Origin of the sequence: Undibacterium sp. Di26W (assembly GCF_049340265.1) — a bacterium.
Classification (GTDB): Bacteria; Pseudomonadota; Gammaproteobacteria; order Burkholderiales; family Burkholderiaceae_D; genus Undibacterium.
The window spans coordinates 181,337-203,393 of sequence record NZ_JBMPOR010000003.1 but is presented as its reverse complement, the minus strand read 5'-3'; the positions used below and the strand labels follow the sequence as shown (position 1 = coordinate 203,393).

At 52.9% G+C, this 22,057-nt stretch carries 17 protein-coding genes; 5 read left to right on the top strand and 12 right to left on the bottom strand.

From position 1 onward, the window contains the following. Positions 1 to 6 precede the first annotated feature (6 nt). Genes ACO0LM_RS05250 through ACO0LM_RS05235 form a run of 4 tightly spaced genes read right to left on the bottom strand, consistent with a single transcriptional unit; the run spans position 7 to position 2,555 of the window. Positions 7 to 978: an aspartate carbamoyltransferase catalytic subunit gene (locus tag ACO0LM_RS05250; protein WP_422983177.1), complete on the bottom strand. Its 972-nt coding sequence runs from the start codon at positions 976 to 978 to the stop codon at positions 7 to 9. Beyond that, a complete protein-coding gene (pyrR, locus tag ACO0LM_RS05245; protein ID WP_423034952.1) occupies positions 971 to 1,483 on the bottom strand; it encodes a bifunctional pyr operon transcriptional regulator/uracil phosphoribosyltransferase PyrR in 513 nt (170 codons plus the stop codon). Before pyrR ends, ACO0LM_RS05250 begins: the two co-directional genes overlap by 8 nt. Continuing rightward, complete coding sequence (gene ruvX, locus ACO0LM_RS05240; RefSeq protein ID WP_422983011.1) at positions 1,480 to 1,875, bottom strand: Holliday junction resolvase RuvX; 396 nt, start codon at positions 1,873 to 1,875, stop codon at positions 1,480 to 1,482. Before ruvX ends, pyrR begins: the two co-directional genes overlap by 4 nt. Continuing rightward, positions 1,875 to 2,555, bottom strand: a complete 681-nt coding sequence (locus ACO0LM_RS05235) for a YqgE/AlgH family protein (protein ID WP_423034950.1) — start codon at positions 2,553 to 2,555, stop codon at positions 1,875 to 1,877. Before ACO0LM_RS05235 ends, ruvX begins: the two co-directional genes overlap by 1 nt. Positions 2,556 to 2,664: 109 nt before the next feature. Between ACO0LM_RS05235 and ACO0LM_RS05230 the strand changes: the two genes are divergently transcribed. After that, positions 2,665 to 4,155 carry a cryptochrome/photolyase family protein gene (locus ACO0LM_RS05230; RefSeq protein ID WP_423034948.1) on the top strand — a complete coding sequence of 497 codons (1,491 nt, stop codon included), beginning with the start codon at positions 2,665 to 2,667 and terminating at the stop codon, positions 4,153 to 4,155. A 717-nt stretch (positions 4,156 to 4,872) separates the two neighbouring features. Here ACO0LM_RS05230 and ACO0LM_RS05225 read toward each other — a convergent pair. From ACO0LM_RS05225 to ACO0LM_RS05200, 6 genes are all read right to left on the bottom strand, one after another. Then, complete coding sequence (locus tag ACO0LM_RS05225; RefSeq protein ID WP_423034946.1) at positions 4,873 to 11,385, bottom strand: Hpt domain-containing protein; 6,513 nt, start codon at positions 11,383 to 11,385, stop codon at positions 4,873 to 4,875. A 90-nt stretch (positions 11,386 to 11,475) separates the two neighbouring features. Continuing rightward, positions 11,476 to 13,803: a methyl-accepting chemotaxis protein gene (locus ACO0LM_RS05220; RefSeq protein WP_423034944.1), complete on the bottom strand. Its 2,328-nt coding sequence runs from the start codon at positions 13,801 to 13,803 to the stop codon at positions 11,476 to 11,478. A 60-nt stretch (positions 13,804 to 13,863) separates the two neighbouring features. After that, positions 13,864 to 14,448: a chemotaxis protein CheW gene (locus ACO0LM_RS05215; RefSeq protein ID WP_422982999.1), complete on the bottom strand. Its 585-nt coding sequence runs from the start codon at positions 14,446 to 14,448 to the stop codon at positions 13,864 to 13,866. Positions 14,449 to 14,506: 58 nt separating this feature from the next. After that, complete coding sequence (locus ACO0LM_RS05210) at positions 14,507 to 14,872, bottom strand: response regulator transcription factor (RefSeq protein ID WP_186947024.1); 366 nt, start codon at positions 14,870 to 14,872, stop codon at positions 14,507 to 14,509. Between the two features lie 37 nt (positions 14,873 to 14,909). Then, the gene (locus tag ACO0LM_RS05205) at positions 14,910 to 15,302 is read right to left on the bottom strand and encodes a response regulator (protein WP_422982996.1); all 393 of its coding nucleotides are present in this window, start codon (positions 15,300 to 15,302) and stop codon (positions 14,910 to 14,912) included. Positions 15,303 to 15,429: 127 nt separating this feature from the next. Next, complete coding sequence (locus tag ACO0LM_RS05200; protein ID WP_423035256.1) at positions 15,430 to 15,582, bottom strand: rubredoxin; 153 nt, start codon at positions 15,580 to 15,582, stop codon at positions 15,430 to 15,432. Between the two features lie 169 nt (positions 15,583 to 15,751). Here ACO0LM_RS05200 and thiD point away from each other — a divergent pair, with 169 nt between their 5' ends. Continuing rightward, positions 15,752 to 16,567, top strand: coding sequence for a bifunctional hydroxymethylpyrimidine kinase/phosphomethylpyrimidine kinase (gene thiD / locus ACO0LM_RS05195; protein WP_423034942.1), 816 nt, complete (start codon positions 15,752 to 15,754; stop codon positions 16,565 to 16,567). Positions 16,568 to 16,634: 67 nt separating this feature from the next. After that, a complete protein-coding gene (gene hemL, locus ACO0LM_RS05190) occupies positions 16,635 to 17,915 on the top strand; it encodes a glutamate-1-semialdehyde 2,1-aminomutase (protein WP_423034940.1) in 1,281 nt (426 codons plus the stop codon). Positions 17,916 to 18,015: 100 nt separating this feature from the next. Here the strand turns inward: hemL and ACO0LM_RS05185 are convergent, their stop codons facing one another. Beyond that, entirely contained in the window at positions 18,016 to 19,293 is a 1,278-nt protein-coding gene (locus ACO0LM_RS05185; RefSeq protein ID WP_423034938.1) for an amidohydrolase family protein, read from the bottom strand. Between the two features lie 103 nt (positions 19,294 to 19,396). Here ACO0LM_RS05185 and ACO0LM_RS05180 point away from each other — a divergent pair, with 103 nt between their 5' ends. Beyond that, positions 19,397 to 20,401, top strand: a complete 1,005-nt coding sequence (locus ACO0LM_RS05180) for a LacI family DNA-binding transcriptional regulator (protein ID WP_423034936.1) — start codon at positions 19,397 to 19,399, stop codon at positions 20,399 to 20,401. 43 nt (positions 20,402 to 20,444) lie between these two features. Here the strand turns inward: ACO0LM_RS05180 and ACO0LM_RS05175 are convergent, their stop codons facing one another. After that, complete coding sequence (locus tag ACO0LM_RS05175; protein WP_423034934.1) at positions 20,445 to 20,996, bottom strand: YggT family protein; 552 nt, start codon at positions 20,994 to 20,996, stop codon at positions 20,445 to 20,447. Between the two features lie 253 nt (positions 20,997 to 21,249). Here ACO0LM_RS05175 and ACO0LM_RS05170 point away from each other — a divergent pair, with 253 nt between their 5' ends. Beyond that, positions 21,250 to 21,951, top strand: a complete 702-nt coding sequence (locus tag ACO0LM_RS05170) for a hypothetical protein (protein ID WP_423034932.1) — start codon at positions 21,250 to 21,252, stop codon at positions 21,949 to 21,951. Positions 21,952 to 22,057 lie beyond the last annotated feature (106 nt).

Sequence of the window (22,057 nt, the reverse complement as noted above, 5' to 3'; positions counted from 1 at the left end):
GTTCCCTCATACCCCGCCGCTGTTACCAGCCACGATACTCATGACTGCCATGCGCACGGCAATACCAAACGTGACTTGGGGCAGGATAACTGCCTGCGGACCATCGGCCACGGCAGAATCAATTTCCACACCACGGTTCATTGGCCCCGGATGCATGACGATGGCCCCTGGCCTGGCCAGCGCCAGACGTTCAGGCGTCAGGCCATAGCTCTTGAAATATTCCTGCGCCGAGGGTAGCAATGCACCGCTCATGCGTTCATTTTGCAGGCGCAGCATGATGATGACATCGACGCCTTTCAAGCCTTCGTTCATGTTGTTGAACACCCGCACGCCCATTTGCTCCAGGCCACCGGGCAACAGGGTACGTGGGCCGATGACGCGTACTTCCGGCACGCCCAGGGTGGTCAGGGCATGGATGTCGGAACGGGCCACGCGGCTGTGCAAGACGTCACCAACGATCGCGACCGTCAGGTTGGTGAAGTCTTTTTTGTAATGACGTATGGTGTACATGTCCAGCAAACCCTGGGTGGGGTGGGCATGCCGGCCATCACCCGCATTCACCACATGCACATGATGCTGTTTGGTGTCATTCAGATGTTTGGCGATCAGGAAAGGCGCACCGGAAGTCGCGTGGCGTACCACAAACATGTCGGCATGCATGGCCGCCAGGTTGTCTATGGTATCGAGCAGTGATTCCCCCTTGCTGGTGCTGGAAGCGGCGATATTCAAATTGATGACATCAGCCGACAAACGCTTGGAAGCAATTTCAAACGTGGTACGGGTACGGGTAGAGTTTTCAAAGAACAGATTGAATACACTTTTGCCACGCATCAGCGGCACTTTCTTGACTTCCCTGTCGCTGACGCTGACGAAGGAGGAAGCGGTATCCAGGATATGGTTGACGATGGCTTTCGGTAAACCATCTATCGTCAGTAAATGCTGGAGTTCGCCGTGTTTATTGAGCTGGGGATTATGCATGGTCGACAGAGATGCTGAAAGTGCCATCATCTGCACGCTGCAGATTGACAGAGACGGCGGGTTCAAATGAGGCGGTGTGAGCAACAAAATCGGCTGCAACCGGCAATTCGCGGCCACCACGATCGACCAGGGTTGCCAGCATGATGCGGGCCGGACGGCCATAATCAAATAATTCATTGATGGCGGCACGGGTGGTACGGCCGGTGTACAGCACATCATCCACCAGGATGATGTGGGCACCATTCACATCAAAGGGAATGTGCGTGGGCTTGACTTCGGCATGCAGGCCTTTGGCGGCATAGTCATCGCGATAAAAGGAAACGTCGATGAAGCCGGCCTTGTCTTTCAGGCCCAGGTCAGTCACCAGGCGTTCGGCTATCCAGGCACCGCCAGAATAAATGCCGACAATCGCAAGATGTTCCTGTACTGCTGCATGGGGCCGTATCTGATTCAGTAGTTGCTGGTACAGTGCTTCTGCATCCAGGCTGAGGTGTGGAGAAGTCATGGCGTTTCATCAAAATATTGTTGCAGGATAAGGGCAGCCGCGTCATCGTCGATAAATTCGCCACGTCGCGCATCCAGCACGGCGGAAGAATAACGTTCATCCACCAGTACCGCAGGCACATTGAAGCGACCATTGAGCTGATTGGCAAAACGCTTGCAGCGTTGTGTCATTTCATTATCCGCGCCATCGGAATGCATGGGCAGGCCGACCACACAGAGGACAGGCTGCCACTGTTCCATCAAGCGGCTGATTTCGGCAAATTTGCCATCATTGGTGGGGGCGTGAATAATGCTTAAGGCTTCTGCCTGGCGCAGAAAAGTATTTCCAACGGCAACGCCTATGCGTTTCAAACCAAAATCAAATGCAAGGACGGTACCGTCGCTCGCAGCCATCAGGCGTGTCCCGCATCGGCGGCGAGCATCATGGGGTCGATGCCCAGCAGTTTGATGGCAGCGGCGAAGCGCTCTTCCATAGGCAGATCAAACATGATGCTGGCGTCAGCGGCCACAGTCAGCCAGCCATTGGCCAGTATTTCCTGCTCCAGTTGACCGGCACTCCAGCCGGCATAACCGACACTGATCAGCACCTGTTCGGGGCCGTCACCGGCAGCCACGGCTTCCAGCACGTCTCTTGAGGTGGTAAAGGCGATGTCGTCCGTTACCTTGAGGGAAGATGAATACTTGCCAGGTGGCATATGCAGCACAAAACCGCGGTCATCCTGCACCGGGCCACCAAACATGACTGGGCGTTTGCCTATGGGGTGCGAATCGGGAATGATTTCCAGCTTCAGGTCTATACGATCAAACAGGCCAGCCACCGTCAAATCGGTAGGGCGGTTGATGACCATACCCATGGCACCGCGTGCACTATGCTCGCACAGGTAAATGACCGTGCCGCCAAAAATGGGGTCGAGCATGGAGGGCATTGCGATCAGGAAATGATTCGTCAGATTCAATTCCAAATTGGCATCGTCTTCAGTTTTCACTTTGAACTTGTGTTTGGCAGTCAGTGATGCAGACTGCGTTGCCTCATCGTGCAGATTGGTATGTAAGGATTTTGTTTGCTTCGCCATATTCGCATTTTAGCATTTTTAGCGTGCTTTTTCGATATGTGCTAAGGTGCCGCATAGCGTTTTAGTCACACTTTGTAAGCCCTGCCATTTAGTTCAGCTGATTTCTTTCATGCAAGAAAATAAACTTCGTTTTCAACGTTCCCTGGTCTGGTTCAGGCGGGATTTGCGCAATGTTGACCATGCAGCACTGCACCATGCCCTGCGCCACAGCGAGAGCGTCTTCTGCGCCTTCATTTTCGATGAAAAAATATTAAATGATTTACCAGACAATGACAGACGCGTCGCCTTCATCCATGAAAGCCTGAGCGAACTGGCAAAGGCACTGGAACAGATGGGTGGCGGCCTGATTGTGCGCCATGCCCTGGCAGAGGAAGAAATACCGCGACTGGCGCGTGAACTGGGCATTGATGCCGTGTTTGTCAATCATGACTATGAACCACAGGCAAAACTGCGTGATGCTGCCGTCCAGCAAAGCTTATCGGCAAGCAACTGCGCCTTCTTCAGTTACAAGGATCAGGTCATCTTTGAAAAAGCAGAAGTCTTGTCCCTGGCGGGCACGCCATTCTCGGTCTTCACGCCGTATAAAAATGCCTGGCTGAAAAAATTTCACGCTGATACCAGCGATTTCTATTCCCGTGCCTACCCCATAGAAAAGTATGCCCATAAGCTGGCCAGGCCCACCGCAAGCGGCATACCCAGTCTGGCAGAACTGGGCTTTCCTGCCGCCGCAGAAAGACGCATGCCGGTCGCCGCCGGCATGGCAGGTGCCAGCCAATTGCTGGATGACTTTCTGGGACGCATAAAACTGTATGACCAGTCGCGCGACTTCCCGGCCATCAAGGGACCGTCTTACCTGTCAGTACATTTGCGCTTTGGTACCGTATCCATCCGCCACCTGGTACAGGAAGCCATACAGCAAATGCGCATTGCCGCCAATCGCGGTGCCGAGGTCTGGCTGTCCGAACTGATATGGCGTGATTTTTATTTCATGATTTTACATCACCACCCCCATGTAGCCAGCCGTTCCTTCAAACCCGATTACGATGCCATACGCTGGGAAACCGGCCCCCAGGCCGACACCCATTTCACCGCCTGGTGCGAAGGTCGCACCGGCTACCCGCTAGTCGATGCCGCCATGCTGCAACTGAACCAGACCGGCTACATGCACAACCGCCTGCGCATGGTCACTGCCTGCTTCCTGATCAAGGACCTGGGCATAGACTGGCGTCGCGGCGAAGCCTATTTCGCCGAACAGTTGAACGACTTTGACCTGTCCGCCAACAACGGCGGCTGGCAATGGGCATCCTCGTCCGGCTGCGACGCCCAACCCTACTTCCGCATTTTCAACCCCATCACCCAATCAGAAAAATTCGACGCCGAAGGCAAGTTCATCAAGCGCTATCTGCCACAACTGGCCAAGCTCGACAAGCGCAGCATCCACGCACCATGGAAAGCCGCACCGCTATTGCTGGAACAGGCTGGTATCAAGATAGGCAAGGATTATCCATTTCCAATCGTTGAACATGACATGGCGCGCAAGCAGACTTTGACGCGGTATGCTGTTGTGAAGAAGGTGGCTACGCATGATGAGAGTGAATAAAAGCTAGAGACCTGTCCAACCTATATCTGTAGTAATTTGCAGTTGTTGGTTTTGACCTTGGGGTTGTTGTTGATTTTGAAGTTGCTTTTGACTTTCAACCGCTTGGGACGTAGCAATTTGTGCTTCACAGAAAATGGATCAGAAAGCTTCGTGTTTGAGCCAAGGGCGAGTTTCGAAGCTTTCCCATTTTTTGTGATGCACAAATTGTGCTGAAGCGTAGCGTAAGCACCCGAAGGGCAAGTCTGCGGTCGCCTTTTCTTTGGATACTTGCTTTTGGCGACGCAAAAGAAAGTATCTCGGCCGCCGGGCCGAGACCCGGCCTGGTTCTACGAAGGGCAATCGCTTTAATTAACGACGAAAGTATTCAGCGAACGCCGCTGGGGCGACGACGCCTGGGTCGCCTTTTTGGCATACCTTTTTGGCGAAGCAAAAAGGTATGTAGCCGCCGGTCTACCACCGGCCTGCGATCGCAATTCAACACATGTCCACATTGAAAATGGGCATCGGAAAAATCACTTTACGACCTGCTATGAACGCCGCTGGACTCCAGCCAAAAACTCGCTGGAGCGACGTTACTAAGTTCACGGTAATCAATCGATGCGCGCTGCCAACCGCATAAAAGCAAAAAAACACAAACACAAGCGAAAACGAAAGCAAGACAAAAACAAAAAAGCAGAAATCGCTCTCTGCTTTTTTAGTACATCAGCTACCGTGCAATTATACGATCACCGACGCATCCTTACCCACAAACCCCATGATAGCCCCCAACAGATCATCCTCTTGATACGGCTTACCAAAGTACTCATTCACACCGAGTTCTTTTGCATAATTGCGATGCTTATCCGCAGTACGCGAGGTAATCATGATGATAGGGATATGGCTGGTACGAGAATCGCTGCGTACGTTGCGTGTCAGATCGAAACCATCCATGCGCGGCATTTCAATATCCACCAGCATGACGTCAGGCGTGACCGATTGCAGTTGTTCCAGCGCATCGATGCCATCTTTCGCCAGGATGACCTGATACCCCTCACGTGTCAGCAAACGCTGGGTCACGCGACGCACTGTCAGCGAATCATCGACCACCATGACAGTGTGCTGGGTACGCAGGCCCTGTACCGGTTCGGACTTGGTCGGCGCCACTTCAGTTGCCGTATGCAGGGTGGCGACGGCACCCATTTCAGGTGCGGCTTCTGCACCCAGGTGTTGCAGACGGGCGTGCTCGTGTTCCATCCTGTGTGCCAGCGGGACCGGATTCAGAATCAACACGATTTCACCGGAACCCAGTACCGTGGCACCGGCAATACCGGTCATACGTGCCAGTTGCGGGCCAATGTTTTTAACCACCACCTCGCGGTTACCAACGATATCATCGACATGGATGGCAACCCGTTCACCACCACTCTTCATGATCAGCAAAGGTGTGTATTGCTGTGTAATCGGTGTTGCATCATCCTGACCAAGCATGGAAGACAGGTAATACAAGGTCACACGCTGGCCCTGCCACATGACAGCACCTTCGTTGTAGGCATTGGCAAGTGCAGGCGATTTCAATTGCTGTACCTGTTCAACCAGTACCGATGGCACGGCAAAAGTACGGCCACCGGAGCTCAACAGCACAACCTGGGTTACGGCCAGTGTCAAAGGCAGGCGGATGGTGAATTCTGCACCCTTGCCTTCATTGGTGGTGACTTCTACACGGCCACCCAGCGAGGCTGCTTCGGAACGGACCACGTCCATACCGACGCCGCGACCGGCAAGTTCAGTAATTTCCGCCGCCGTCGAGAAGCCGGGTTCGAAAATCATGTTGGCTGTTTCCAGTTCACCTGGATTGTCGTCATTCGTGATCAGGCCAACCGACAGCGCTTTTTCACGTATGCGTTTCAGGTTCAGGCCCTGGCCGTCATCGCTGAAGCGGATCACGACTTCATTACCTTCCTGACGGATTTCGATCAGCAATTCACCGGTTTCTTCCTTGCCGCTGTTGCGTCGTTGCTCACGGGTTTCAATACCGTGGACAATGGCGTTACGCAACAAGTGCTCAAATGGACCAGCCATTTTTTCCAGAACACCCCTATCCATTTCCACCGTCGCACCGCGAATATCCAGGTTCACGCGTTTATCGATTTCTTTCGAAGTTTGGCGTGTCACCCGATATAGGCGTTCGGAAATACTGGCGAATGGGATCATACGCACACGCATCAGATCTTGTTGCAGATCACGTGTCAAACGTGCCTGTACCAACAAGTCATTCGATGCGCCATCAATGGTGCGAGTCAGGTTGGTCTGTACGGTGGCCACGTCGCTAACGCTTTCGGCCATCATGCGTGTCAACTCTTGCAGACGCGTGAAGCGGTCAAATTCCAGCGGATCAAACTCACGGTCGGCAGAGTGTGCCATGCGTGAGGTGATCTGGGTTTCTGCCTGAATCTCGACTTCACGCAACTGATCGCGCAGACGAGTGACGTTTTCCGTCAATTCACTGAGGGACGAGCGCAGGGTGCTGACTTCATTTTCCAGGCGTGAACGCGAGATCGACACCTCACCGGCCTGGTTGACCAGGCGATCCAGGATATCGGCACGGACACGCACCAGCGTGACTGCTGCTGCCGGTGTATTGGCTGCTGGTGCCACTGCTGCCGGCAAAGAACGCGTCATCGTCGGCACGGCTGGTGTCAGATTGACCAGCTCATTTTTAACAACAGGCTGTTCTAAGGTGTTTGCCGCCAGTTGCTCCTGGAACTGATCGAGTTCCTGCGCGGTAGTCATGGCAGCATCAAACGCTGCCGGTGCAGCATAGGCGCCCGGATGTATCAGGCGGTCAAACATGTGCATGCTGTAATCGTGACGGGCCATCAGGTCGTCCAGCAAGGAAGCGCGTACGGCGCTGCCACCATGCATCAGACTTTCGATACGCGATTCCATGTCATGGATATGTTGACCCAGGCCCATCGCACCAGCCATCCGTGCACTGCCTTTGATGGTATGCATCAGACGGGCTATCGACTGTGGAATGGCACTGTCGTCCGGCTGTTGTTGCCACGAGCGCAGCAGTTGCCCCACCATAGGCAAGAGATCATTACCTTCTTCTATGAAGACCGGTAACAGATCCATATCCAGATCATCCTTGATCTGGGTGCCCTGATCTGCCACTGCAGGTACGTAGTCATTGACAGCAACAGCTTCTGGCACGACTGGGTGGACTATCGCCGGTATTACCGGAGCAACTGGCGTTGCCGGTGCATGTTGTTCTACAACAGGTTCTGGTTCTGCAACGGCGGCGACAGCAACAACTTCAGGTTCTGGCAAGACTTCTTCGATAAGCGCAGCATGCTCAACTTCCACAAGCACAGGCAATTCTGGCGCGTCGTGCAAGACAGGAATGTCAAACGCTTCAGTTACTTCAGGCAATGCCAGCGCTTCAACATGAATTTCTTCTGGTAAGGCTTCGGTTACGTCAGTAAATACCAGGTCCGGCACCAGGATTTCTGGTTCCATGACCGGTGTGGCCAGAACCAGTTCTTCAGGTAATGCCAGCGCTGGTTCATCCAGAACAGGCAATGTTTCTACCAGCTCTGCTTCTTCCGGCAGCGCCGCGGCAAGCAATTCTTCAGTTGCTTCTTCCAGTGGTGCAACTTCTTCCGCATGAGACAGGCTATCCAGGTCCAATCTATCATTGGCCGAGGTCAGGTATTCTTCATCCGCACCGATATTCGAACGCTCGATGACAACCTGCAACAGGCGGTCAAGCTCACGAATATCGGCAGGAGCAGACGCTGCCATTTCGGACAAGGCAAACTTCTGCAGCATGCGTTTGGCCGATTCCACGGAGTGATCAAGCACGTCATATTCATTGTCGAACAGGACGACCGGATGACGTTCCAGGCGTTGCAGAACGAATTCCAGGCTATGTGCCAATTCTTGCAATGGCTTCAATCCTACCGTCGCAGAACTACCTGCCAGCGAGTGGCTGGCGTGGATCGCATGGGTGGAAACGTGACGATGCGGTTCATGCCGCCATTCAGCAAAATCCTGCACCAGGAAGCGCACGATTTCATCGGTTTCTGCCATGTAGATAGAGTACAGCGGCAAGCTGATTTCGATATCGCCGATGCGCTTGACGTTGTCATCCACATCGGATATCGGTGCAGACAAATCAGGGAATTCTATGATTTGCGCAGTAGCAACTTCAACCGGTGTTTGCAGGATAGCTGGCTCGTCCTCAACCACGACAGGTATTTCAACAACAGGCACTTCAGCCAACTCAGTGACCTCGACAGGGGCGACATCAGCCAGGGCAGTAATTTCTTCCGGAACCAGAGTGTCGGGCGTGCTGAGGATATCTTCTGCCACCAGCGATTCGGCCGCGACCGTATCCGCCAGCGCTGGCAATTCCTCTTCGACCGGCAATACATCCAGTGTCAGTGTTTCTGCAACCGGCAAGGCCAGCAATTCTTCTGCCTTTACTGGCACATCTGCAGACAGCGCTTCAACAAAAGCTGTTTCAGGCAATGTCGCTTCCACATGCAGATCAGGTATCTGTATGGCGTCGACAGGCTCAAGCAGTGCAGGAATTTCTGCACTGACTGCCTCGCTGACAGTCGTTCCCAGGTCTGCGATCGGCAATTCGTCGAATGCAGCCAGTTCCAGTGGGGTAGCGCTGATGATTTCTTCCACGACCGGCAGAGCCAGTGCTTCGATAACAATCGGCTCTTCCGGAGTGAGTGACAATTCTGGCACAGGCACTTCTGCCACTAGCAATTCGGCTACCGGTTCCGCAACTGCCACGGGTTCCGCCGGAGCCACTGCCACCACTTGTGGTACTTCTGGCTCGTCGACATAATCCAGGCCTGCCTTGACGCGTTCAGCCGCAGCAATAATACGGGCACCAGTGCGTGGTGATGTACCGTTCTGTTTCAGCTCATCGACCCATACCAGCATCTCGCTGGAAGTATGCTCAAGCAGGGAATATAAACTTTCTTCACCGTCACGTGACTCTGACAACCAGAGATTCATGACTTGTTCTATGTTCCACGCAGCTTCGCCAAACACATTCAGGCCAACCATGCGGCCACTGCCCTTGAGTGTATGGAAAGAGCGGCGCAGGCTGGTCAGGTATTCCTGATTGTCCGGATCTTTTCTGGACAACGGTAAAGTGTCCTGGACAAAGGCCAACACTTCATCTGCTTCCATCAGGAAGATTTCCAGCAATTCGGCATCGATTGCCTGATCTGCTGCTGCCGTGTCTTCTACCGGTGCAGCAACTGCTGCTGGTGCCACTTGTATGGTGGTAGCGACCAGGTCTGGCAAAGCTTCTGCCGCGCTGACTTCTGTGGCCGCTGCCAGATTCTCAACTTCTTGCGCATGCGCCAGTTCCAGTTCTGCAGCATGCGCTGCAGCTTGCGCCTCGAACACATGCTCTTCTTCAGGCAGATGGATGTCAGTACTAGGCAGCAATTCTTTGGCTGCCTGCGCTTCCAGCAAATTGGAGCGGAACACGCCGGCTTCGTGGTCGAAGCTGAATTTTTTCTTGACGGTATCCGGCTGCGACTGCAAGGTTTCGATGAAGAATGACAGGGCACCGATGTTTTGCGCCACGTTCTGATGGGCGGCAACCTGTGCATCACCCTGGGCAGTCGCAGCGCCTTCTTCCTGATTGGCAAACTGCGCAATCAGTTGACGCGTATGTTCCACTGCGGCCATGGCATCATCCTGATCGAGGATGGCAAGTGCGCCGCCAACCTGATGCAAGACGCCGTCAATCGGTTTCAGGGTATCTTTATTGGCAGGCGTACGGAAATATTCGTCCAGAATTTTTTCTATATGACGCAGGCTCGATTGCATCTCTCCCACCAGCACGCCCATGGTCTGGCGTTGCTGTGCCTCGCGTGAAATTTCACCCATCCAGCTGGACTGGGTTTGTGGTACCTGGCCAGATACCACCGCCAGCAAGCGCTTGGTGATTTCTTCAGCACGCTCGGCAAAATGAGCCGGCAAACGCGTCACATTATCCAGCGCATGTTCAACAAACAGCAGGCTGGTTGCCAGTTCCAGGCCCATTTTGCTGCCATCTGGCGAATGTGCCACACTGCGGGCAATTCCATTCAGTTCACGCAATAATTTCGACAAAGCTGGCGCATTCAAACCAGTGCCTGTCTCTGCCAGGTCACTCATTTTGTGGGAGAATTTATCTGCCAGGCCATTTTCGCCATTGGCAATCCTGCCCCACAGATTCTTGGCGGCAGACAGTTGTTCTTTTGCAGTTGTTTGCGCACCAGCTGTGATCTGACCATAGTTCTTTTGATCATAATCAGCAGGCACTGTATTGTCTAACTGGTAGGCCTTGCGTATACGGGCTACAAATGACGATGGGGTGTCGACCTGCGCCAGGAAAAACAGGGTATCGCACAACAAACGTTCAGGAATGGCAGTAGCGCCTTCCACCAGGCGACGAATCTGCAAATTGATGCGGCCAAATATCTGCTTCGCATGTTGCTGATTGCTTTCAAAACCGCCATGGCTGACTGAGTCAACAAAAGCCCGCATGACCACCCAGAATGCTTTCGCCTGGGAGTTGCTTTGGCCCTGTTCAATTTCAGCCAACAGATCATGCATGGATTGTGCAGCAATGCTCTGTTGTGTCTTGTCTTTACTGGTCAATACGGTCAACAACAATTTTTCAAAGCGTTGACGCAAGGTCGCAACATTGATGGCAGAGGGTTTGCTGCTGACAGCCAGTTCGGGTATCTGTTCCTTTGCATACAACGAAGGGAAAAACAGATCGGCCGGATGTATTCTTTCAGCGCCCTTTAATTCCAGCAAACCGCGATAGTAAGGGAACAAGCGTACCGGCTGATGTGGCGAGCCGGACAACAAATCTTCCAGATAACGCAAGACTGCATGAAAAGCATCAACGATCACGTCAACATGCGCTGGCGTCATTTCCAGCTGACCGCTTTGCAAACGTCCGAGTAATTCCTCTATGGTTTCTGTAACGACGGATACACCATCGATATCAACAATCTGCAAGGCGCCATGGGCCTGATGCAGATAACTTTTCGCATGCAAAATGGTGGTTGGGCGGGTTTCAGCATCTTGGGTAAGCGCATCTTTGAGCATCTTCCCAGCGTTCGTGATGGCTTCCCGCACTTCTCCCATCACCCAGGAAAGCGGTCCGATGTCGAACTGTTCCTGTGGAAGATCTGGCGATTTTGATAAATCGGATGTCATGCGTACTCCGCAAACTCAAGGGCAATGAACCGCAGTTCATTGCCGTGCAAATATGATAGGGTTGCAGCTAGTACAACCGGGGCGTGAAAATCAGGCAGCAACCCGGAACCGTGACACTGAGTTCTTGAGTTCTTCAGCCAACATGGACAATTCCTTAATGGAAACCGCAGTTTGCTGCGTACCATGCTGGGTTTGCTCGGTGATGGTCAAAATGTGCTGAATATTTTGTGCCACGCCGTTAGCTGATGTCGCCTGTTGTTCCGTCGCCAGCGAGATGCCTTGAATCAGTTCCGCCAGACGGTTGGAAACGCTACGGATTTCAGACAAGGCGGTACCCGCCGCATCTGACAGTTTCGCTCCCTCAACCACACCCTGAGTGGATTTTTCCATCGCGGCAACCGCGTCATGGGTATCCGTTTGAATCGTACGCACCAGCGCACCAATCTGCTTGGTCGCTTCAGCCGAACGTTCCGCCAGACGCTGAACCTCTTCCGCAACCACCGAGAAGCCTCGACCCGCTTCACCCGCTGACGCTGCCTGAATCGCCGCATTCAGCGCCAGAACGTTGGTTTGTTCAGTAATGTCGGAAATCAGTTCAGTGATCTCACCAATCTCCTGGGAAGATTCACCCAGTCGTTTAATACGTTTGGAAGTTTCCTGGATCTGTTCGCGAATCTCGTTCATACCCTTGATCGCGTTTTCCACCGCATGGGCACCTTGTTCCGCCGCAGCAACCGATTGACGCGCAACCAGAGCAGATTCATTCGCAGAGCGGGACACGTCGGTAATATCTGCCGCCATCGTCAACACCACCTGACCAGCATCACTGATCTCACGTGATTGCTGTTCAGAAGCGTTCAACAAATCGGTAGAAATATTCTGCGCCTGATTGGACGCTGAAGTAACCTGTTCCGCTGTGGTCGTTACCCGGCCTACCAGACCGCGCAACTCTTCCACCGTATAGTTAACCGAGTCGGCAATCGCGCCCGTGATATCTTCGGAAACCGTCGCTTGCACCGTCAAGTCACCATCCGCAACCTCTTGCAATTCATTCATCAGTCGCAAAATCGCAGCCTGGTTCTGATCGTTGGCAGCTTTCGCTTCTTCTTCTTGCTTTTGCGCCTGCATCATCTGTGCACCGGCTTCCAGGCGGCGTTCATTCGCCTCTTTCGCACGGTTACGGCTATCCTGCAACAGTACCAGGGCAACACCGACCGCAGCTAGCAAGGCAATGACAGCGCTGACCAGCATCAGCCAGAAAGAGATGTTGGTGGAATCCTGTTGGGCGGTATAGTTCTTCTGCAGTTTATTGAGCTTGTTTTTCAAATCTTCATTTTCATTAAACAGCAATTGTTCCGACTGTTTGGCAGCAATGAAGTTTTGCAGGTTACCCAGAATACTGGATACAAAGACCTGGTATTCGCCGAAAGTTTTTTGCAGCTCGGTGAGCTTGTCGCGCGTATCGGCATCTTTGGTTGCTGTCAGGCGCAATACATCGCTGCCTTTCAGGAAGCCATCCACCAGATCACGGAAGGTATTGGTATCCTTACCCAGCAAGAACGCCGTTTCAGGATTAACACCCTCGGAAGTCAGGAATTCATTCGCACTACGACCCAGACGCTGGGTCAACATGACCAACTGACCGGCAGCATTGATTTCACGTGCAGAACCACCGCCCTGTACTTTCAGGGTGGAAATCTGCTCTGTCAGTTCCAGCAGCAAAGGTGACAGCGCATTCATTTTTTGCAGAGTCTGACCGAAACCGGTCAATTCTTTCTGACGATTCAAAATCGTTTCGGCTGCCTTGTTGGAATTACCCCAGGCTTTTTGTGCTTCCTTGACTACTGGCTCAAGGTTGGAATCGGCACGGTCAACGATACGACCCTGATAATTACCGCCGTTCAACAGTATCGTCAAATCGGTGTTCATCTCACTACGGCTGTCTTTCAGCTGTTTAAAGGCTTCGACGTTACCCTGAATCGCATTCGGTGCCGCTTTACCGATACGCTGCGAGTGCATCAGCGCCTCACCAGCGATCTGTGCCTGAGTGGAGATCAGGGCAGACTGATTGGCATTCATCCAAACGAATATCGCACCCATCAGCAAGGCCAGCGCCATGATGATAGACAGGATACGCATCTGCTGCTGCAGGGACATGCGGCCAATGATAGGCAGGCGAATATCGCCGCCTTTTTCAAGCGCATCACCAATGAAGGTCGCATCCGCAGGCGCGTCCTGCTTCAGTGCCACGGACTCTGCCGCCGCTGCATGCGGTGCTTCAGGTGACAGCATTTTGACGTTGCTTGCTTCTTCAATTTCAATCGAATCAGCATTTCCGAACGACCTTGCCGTGCCTTCTGCTCCGTCAATTTCCGGATCTTCTTTTCCCTTGGAAGAGAACGGTAGATTAAATGCCATTACTAAGTCTCCTAAACGATTGAAAAGCAATCAGCCTTGCTGCTAAATGATGCATGCTGACTATAAGCCTATTTGCAAAAAATCCTGATCCTGTACCAACATCGCCAGGCTGAGTTCGAACCATATATTGCCGTCACGGTCACGATACTTTTTCTTCAGCCAGACTTTGTTTTCAAGATGCTCTGTTTCCAGCGGTAGTTCTTCCATTTCGGAAACGGCACGCAAACCGAGAACCTGGGATACCAACAAACCGCTATTGAATGCCATGCCCGGTGCAAACGCCACAATCCGGCATGAACTATCCAGCTTGGTTGCATCCTTACCCTGGAAACGTGGCAGATCAACGACACCAGTCAAATTACCGCGGATATTTGACAATCCTATATACCAGTCACGCGTCAGCGGCACTCTGGTCAGGGCCCCCGCGGTGACGATCTCTCCGGCCTCACGCAAATCCAGAAGATAGCGGCCCTGTCCTATCATAATGCCCAATTGACTGAGTTTGGTATAGCCGCCACGCTGCGCGGCCTGCATCCGTTCCAACAACTGCGCCTGAAATTCACGCAAGCGGGTACGACGCACGCCCTTATCAGTTTTGACAATTTCCAGATTTGCTGCAGCAGGGTCACGCACAGTCTGATTCATGAGGCAATCCGAAGATATCTTTTATTGTAAGTACTAGAAATGGAATTCCAGATCCCGATTAGCCGAGGGCAGAAATCTTTGCCAGCAGCTCAACAGGATCAATCGGCTTGACCAGGTAATCACGCGCACCCTGACGCAAGCCCCAGATACGGTCGGTTTCCTGATTTTTACTAGTGCAAATGATGACCGGCACGTCTTGTGTGTCCGGGTCTTTTGCAATCGCACGCGTAATCTGGAAACCATTTTGACCTGGCATGACTACATCCATCAAAATCAGTTGCGGCTTGTCCGCCTTGATTTTTGTCAGGGCTTCTTCACCGTTTTCAGCAGTGGACACTGAAAAACCATTTTTCACCAGTACATCGGTCAGGAAATAGCGTTCTGTCGGAGAATCGTCTACTACCAGAATTTTTTGAATGGCCATCTTGTTTTTACCTCACATTAACTAACTTCATATATAACTAGGTCGCTGTCGTGTAATTTCTCACCGTTTTCAGCAGGCTATCTTTTGTAAATGGCTTGGTCAGATACTCATCTGATCCGACCATGGCACCACGAGCACGGTCAAATAAACCGTCTTTGGAAGACAACATAATTACCGGTGTATCCCGGAATTTCGCGCTTTTTTTTATTAAAGCACAAGTTTGATATCCATCCAGTCTAGGCATGAGGATATCGCAAAAAATCAGGTCTGGACGAGAATCATTTATCTTGGCCAGCGCATCAAATCCATCTTCGGCCAAAACTATCTTGTATCCAGCCTGACCAAGAAAAATCTCGGCAGAACGGCGGATGGTGCTGCTATCGTCGATCACCATGATTTTCAAGTTTTCGTTGCCTGTCAACGTTGACATAAAATCATCTCTTCTCTGCAGTATTAAGGTCACATATCACTGTAACAAAAAATAGTAGTTTTGCGCTTTTTTTCCTTGAATAAACATACTAAGCAACATCAAAATCGTCAAATAGTTCAGATTATTATCAAATTGCGACCATTTCGAAATCTTCTTTGCGTGCGCCGCACTCCGGACAGGTCCAATTCATCGGTACATCGTCCCAACGGGTGCCGGCCGGTATACCATCTTCGGGCGAGCCTTGCTCTTCGTCATACACCCAACCACAAATCAAACACATCCACGCCTTGAAACCACCCTTTTCCGTTACCGTATCAGTCACGACTAAAACCCTTCAATCAAGTAAAATATTGAAACTGCTGCAAATATTCTGTTTGCATTGTGTTATTAATGGCATTTGCGCGAGTAATTTAAGTCCCCACGAAGTCAGCTATATTAATCTACCCAACGTGCAAAACCAAATTTCTCCACTAATACTTAGCTTTGGCGCCTCCGATCCAGTGGCAGCAACCGGCATCCCGGCCGATCTCGCCTCATTTGCGGCGATGGGTTGTTACGGACTACCCGTGATGACTGCCATTTTAACTGGTGACACGGCACAAATCGATGATTTACATCCACTGGAAGCCGATCTGGTCGATGAACAAGCCCGCAGCGTGCTGGAAGACATGCCGGTACTGGCCTTCAAGGTCGGTCAGGTTGGCAGCGTGGAAAATGTGACCGTCATTGCCGAAATCGTTTCCGACTACCCTGAGCTGCCCATGATACTGGACCCATTCAATGCCGTCATCATTGAACAGGGACCGGAAGCCGAGGATCTGGTACTGGCCATACGCGAATTGCTGATACCCCAGGCCAGCCTGCTGATGATTTCTGCAGTCGAACTGTCGCGTCTGGCGGAAACCTGGAAAGAAGGCGGTGAAAGCGAAGACCTGGCAGCCGATGCCATGACACTCATAGAATCCGGTTGCGAATATATATTAGTGACCGGCACCGCCAGCGACAGTAATGAATTCGCCAATACTTTATATGATGAATCTGGCGTGGTCCGACATGATCTGTGGCAAAGACTGCCCGGCTCGCATGCGGGTGCCGGCTCCACCTTGTCAGCCGCCATTGCCGCGCTGGTGGCGAATGGCCTGGACATTCCTGATGCGGTGCTGGAAGCACAAGAATTTACCCATGCCGCACTTAGCCACGCACAAAGGCTGGGCATGGGCAGACTGATACCAGACCGTTACTTCTGGGCCAGAGAACCCGGCTGAGCCCCATTCTGCTTATACATAGCGCCCCTTTTGAACCTGAATTGCCACACCACATTGAAGCTCCATCATGACCGATAAAAACGATATCCTGTTTGCACGCGCCCAGAAAACCACTCCCGGCGGCGTGAATTCCCCTGTGCGTGCATTTCGCTCCGTAGGTGGCACGCCCCGCTTCATCACGCGTGCACAAGGCCCTTACTTCTGGGATGCAGAAGACCGGCGCTATATTGATTACATTGGCTCCTGGGGTCCGGCCATCGTCGGTCACGCCCACCCGGAAGTCATCAGTGCGGTACAGGCTGCTGCTGCCCGCGGCCTGAGTTTTGGTGCGCCGACCGAAGGCGAAATCGAGATGGCAGAAGAAATCTGCAAACTCGTGCCCAGCATCGAACAGGTGCGTCTGGTCTCCAGCGGCACCGAAGCCACCATGAGCGCCCTGCGTCTGGCCCGTGGTGCCACCAAACGCGACAAGATCATCAAGTTTGAAGGCTGCTACCACGGCCATGCCGACTCTTTATTAGTCAAGGCAGGCAGTGGCCTGCTGACCTTTGGCAACCCGACCTCTGCCGGGGTGCCGGAAGACTTCAGCAAACACACGCTGGTGCTTGACTATAATAATAGCCAGCAGTTGGAAGAAGTGTTCGCTTCCATCGGTGCTCAGATCGCCTGCGTCATCGTCGAACCGGTGGCCGGCAATATGAACCTGATCCGCGCCACGCAAGAATTCATCGATACCATGCGCAAGCTGTGTACCCAACATGGCAGCGTCCTGATTTTTGATGAAGTGATGTGTGGTTTCCGCGTGGGCCTGCATGGTGCGCAAGCTTTATATGGCGTGCCAGCTGATCTGACTTGCCTGGGCAAGGTCATCGGCGGTGGTTTGCCGGTGGCTGCCTTTGGTGGTCGCGCCGATCTGATGGGACATATGGCCCCCTTGGGTGGCGTGTATCAGGCCGGCACCTTATCGGGCAACCCGGTCGCCGTGGCAGCGGGCATGACAACCCTGAAAATTATCCAGCAAGCCGGCTTTTATGAAAACCTGACTACGCAAACCCGCAAGCTGGTGGACGGCTTAAGTGCCGCCGCCAAAGCAGCCCATGTCGCCTTCTGTGCCGATGCCGTGGGTGGCATGTTTGGCCTGTATTTTGCCAATGAAGTACCGGGTTCTTATGCTGCCATGATGGCCAGTGACAAAGACCGGTTCAACCGTTTCTTCCACCTGATGCTGGACCAGGGTGTCTACCTGGCGCCATCCGCCTTTGAAGCAGGCTTCGTTTCTGCACAACATGATGATGCCATCATTGCCGACACGATTGCAGCAGCAGAAAAAGCTTTCGCGCAACTCTGATCTATATAGTAAAGCAGCGTGCCGTGACACGCTGCCTGTATCTCTGTTTCTGCTTATGTCTCTGCTTATATCTCCGCTCTAGCTCTCTATATTAGTACATTCAGTTTTTCGTCCGGAAATCCACCTGCCCTGGCCGTCCCGGCAAATTCAAATTCGCATGCGGCACGGGTGTCTGGCTGATGACTTTGCCACGGCGCAGCACATGGGTACGGGCGGCGCGCAAGCGTATCGCCTCAACCGGATCGCTGGCATCCAATATCACCAGGTCAGCATTGCAGCCCACTTCCAGCCCATAGCCTTCCAGCCCCAGTATGCGCGCTGGTGTCGCAGTCACTGCCTGGAAGCACTGGCGCATGGCATCCTGCCCCGTCATCTGGGCGACATGCAAACCCATCTGCGCCACATCCAGCATATCGCCCGACCCCAGGCTATACCAGGGGTCCATCACACAGTCGTGGCCAAAGGCCACTTCTATCCCGGCCGCCAGCATTTCCGGCACCCGGGTCATGCCACGACGTTTGGGATAGGTATCATGCCGGCCCTGCAAGGTGATATTAATCAGAGGGTTGGCGATGGCAGCCACTCCGGCTTCGCGTATCAGTGGCAGCAACTTGCTGACATAGTAATTGTCCATGGAATGCATGGAAGTCAGGTGCGAGCCAGCGACCCGGCCCTGCATGCCCAGTCTGTGCGTATGGTAGGCCAGGGTTTCAATATGGCGCGACAGTGGGTCATCCGATTCATCGCAATGCATATCCACCCGCAAGCCTTTTTCAGCAGCAAACTCGCACAGCAGGCGCACGGATTCTGCGCCATCGGCCATGGTGCGCTCGAAATGCGGGATGCCGCCGACCACATCAACACCCATGGCAATCGCGCGTTTCAGATTATCCATGGCAGTGGCGCTGCGCAAAATACCATCCTGTGGAAATGCCACCAGTTGCAAATCCAGATACGGCGCGACCCGACGCTTCACTTCCAGCAAGGCTTCGACAGCCAGCAAACGGTCATCGCAAATATCCACATGTGATCGGATTGCCAGCAAGCCACGACCAACAGCCCAGTCACAATAGCGCATGGCTCTTTCCACCAATGCTTCTTGCGTCAGCATGGGTTTCAATTCTCCCCACAGGGCGATGCCTTCCAGCAAAGTGCCGGACTGGTTAACCCGCGGCAAACCATAGCTGAGTACCGCATCCATATGAAAATGGGCATCGACAAAGGGGGGCGTAACCAGATTGCCACGTGCATCAATCTCTTCTGCCCCCTTGACCGCCAGCGCCACTGCCACTGCACTGATACGTCCATCCTGAATGGCAATATCCAGTCCCTTGCGACCATCCGGCAAACTGGCGTTACGAATAACAAGATCGTTCATCAGAAATCTCTCTATATAGTTATTACACAATAGTTATTACATAAAATTTACGCCGCGAACCGCATCCTGCGTCATAATCTTGACACAGAAAGGCAGGAATCTTATGGCAACAATGAAGCAAGTCGCAGAGAAAGCCCGGGTTTCCACAACCACGGTTTCTCACGTCATCAATAATACCCGTGTCGTCAGTGAAGATGCACGTGAGCGTGTGCTGGCTGTCATTCAGGAATTGCGCTACATCCCCAGCGCCGTCGCCCGCAGCCTGAAAAATGACCGCACCCACACTCTGGGTATGATGATACCGAATAATTCCAATCCCTATTTTGCAGAAATCATACAGGGTATAGAAGATGCGTCATTCAAGCTGGGCTATAACATCATCCTGTGCAATTCCTACGATGATCCCAAAAAACAGGCGGCCTATATTCGCGTATTGATGGAAAAACGTATCGATGGCTTGATCCTGGTGTCATCGGGGTCGGATGAAGAACTGACTCAGTTGCTGGCCGACGAAGGCATTCCCAAGGTATTGGTGGATCGCGAAGTATCAGGCGTGGTGGCAGATTTTATCGAAGCCGACCATGAACAGGGCGGCTATGAGGCAACCCGTTATCTCATCGGCCTGGGTCACACGCAGATTGCCTGCGTTGCCGGACCGGATATTTTGCTACCCAGTGGCGACCGCGTGACCGGTTACCGACGCGCCCTCAGCGAAGCGGGGCTGGCCTTCAAACCGGAATACCTGGTGCATGCCGACTTTACCAGCCAGGGCGGGTTCAACGCCTTTCAGCAATTACTGGGCTTGCCGCAGCGGCCAACAGCCATCTTTGCCAGTAATGACTTGATGGCGATAGGCGGCATTTGTGCCGCCAACGAAGCCGGTGTCAGGATACCTGGCTCCCTGTCCGTCATTGGCTATGATGATATCGCCCTGGCTTCGTTCAGCACACCACCACTGACCACCATTGCCCAACCGAAAAAGGATATCGGTAACCTGACGGCGCAGATTCTGGTGAACCGCATCGTTGACCCGGAAGCACCGTTAAGGCGTGAAATGCTGATGCCGCAACTGGTCATTCGCCAGTCTACCTCGAAGCCAGATCAATAAGCAGGCTGGCGCCAGCCATAGCAGCCCACCACACGGAAACTATTTACAGCAGCGCCAGTAGCTTGGGGAACCCTTCGCTCAACACCTTGTTTAGTATTTGCAAGATGATCAGGGCAACCAGCGGCGAGAAATCCAGGCCACCCAAAGGCGGGATCAATTTGCGCAAAGGCGATAGCAGGGGCTCATTCAGGGCCCGGATAAATGGCGCAAAAGGTGCCTGTGGGTTGACCCAGCTAAAAATGGCTTCCAGCACCAGCAAGGCCATCAAGCCATACAATATCCACTGCACCATGCGAAAAACCGCCAGCAGCAGGATGGTATTCAAAGAAAAATGCGATATCAGCCAGACATCCAGCACCATGGCCAGTAGCGACACCAGAAATGCCGCTATCAGTGTCGCCCAGTCATAGCCCCGAAACCCTGGCACTACCCGCCGTATGGGGTGCACCAGCCAGTCCGTCAACTGGAAAATAGCCTGGGCCAGCCCCATTGGTGGGCGAACCCGCTGCACCTGCATCCAGAAACGCAACAGCAAAAACCCTGCAAACAAGCCTGTCACCGTATCAATGACAAAAGTGAAAATTTCATATAACACGATGCATCCTCAAAAAAAAACCCACTGCATGACGAATCAAACAGTGGGTATTGTGCCTGAATAAGACCAGGCAACCAAGCATATCAAAGATTATGCCGGGCGATTACCAGTTGGGAAAGGCCAAGCTGCGTTTGGACTAACAACGGTTTTTGCATCAGGTGTCGCTGGTTTTGCTGGAGCGGCCTTTTTTGCGGCTGGCTTAGCCGCGGCTTTTTTTGCGGCTGGCTTTGCTGCTGCTTTTTTTACAGCCGGTTTGGCGGCAGGTTTAGCTGCTGCTTTTGCGGCCGGTTTAGCTGCAGCTTTTGCTGCTGGCTTGGCGGCAGCTTTTTTGGCTGCTGGTTTAGCTGCGGCTTTTTTAGCTGCTGGCTTAGCTGCGGCTTTTTTGGCTGCTGGCTTAGCTGCAGCTTTTGCTGCTGGCTTGGCTGCGGCTTTTTTAGCTGCTGGCTTAGCTGCGGCCTTTTTGGCTGCAGGTTTGGCTGCGGCTTTTTTAGCTACTGGCTTAGCTGCCTTGGCTGCTGGTTTAGCTGCAGCTTTTGCTGCTGGCTTGGCGGCGGCTTTTTTGGCTGCTGGTTTAGCTGCGGCTTTTTTAGCTACTGGCTTGGCGGCGGCTTTTTTGGCTACTGGTTTAGCTGCGGCTTTTTTAGCTACTGGCTTAGCTGCTTTGGCTGCTGGTTTAGCTGCTGGCTTGGCGGCAGCTTTTTTAGCTGCTGGTTTAGCAACGGCTTTTTTAGCTGCGGCTTTTGCTGCTGGCTTGGCGGCTGCTTTTTTAGCTGCTGGTTTAGCTGCGGCTTTTTTAGCTGCCGGTTTAGCTGCAGCTTTTGCTGCAGGCTTAGCGGCGACTTTCTTTGCAGCAGGTTTTTTTGCTGCAGCTTTTTTCGCGGCCGGCTTCTTGGCTGCTACTGGTTCGTCTGGTGACGGTTGTGGTGCTGTTGCCATTTTGTTTCTCCTTCGGTAGAGATGGAAAAAATCAGATAAAAATTAAATCCGCTCGATCCATTCAAGCGGATTATTCATCGGCACAAACAAGATCGCTGTTTGCGCTAATGAATTCTGCACCGGCC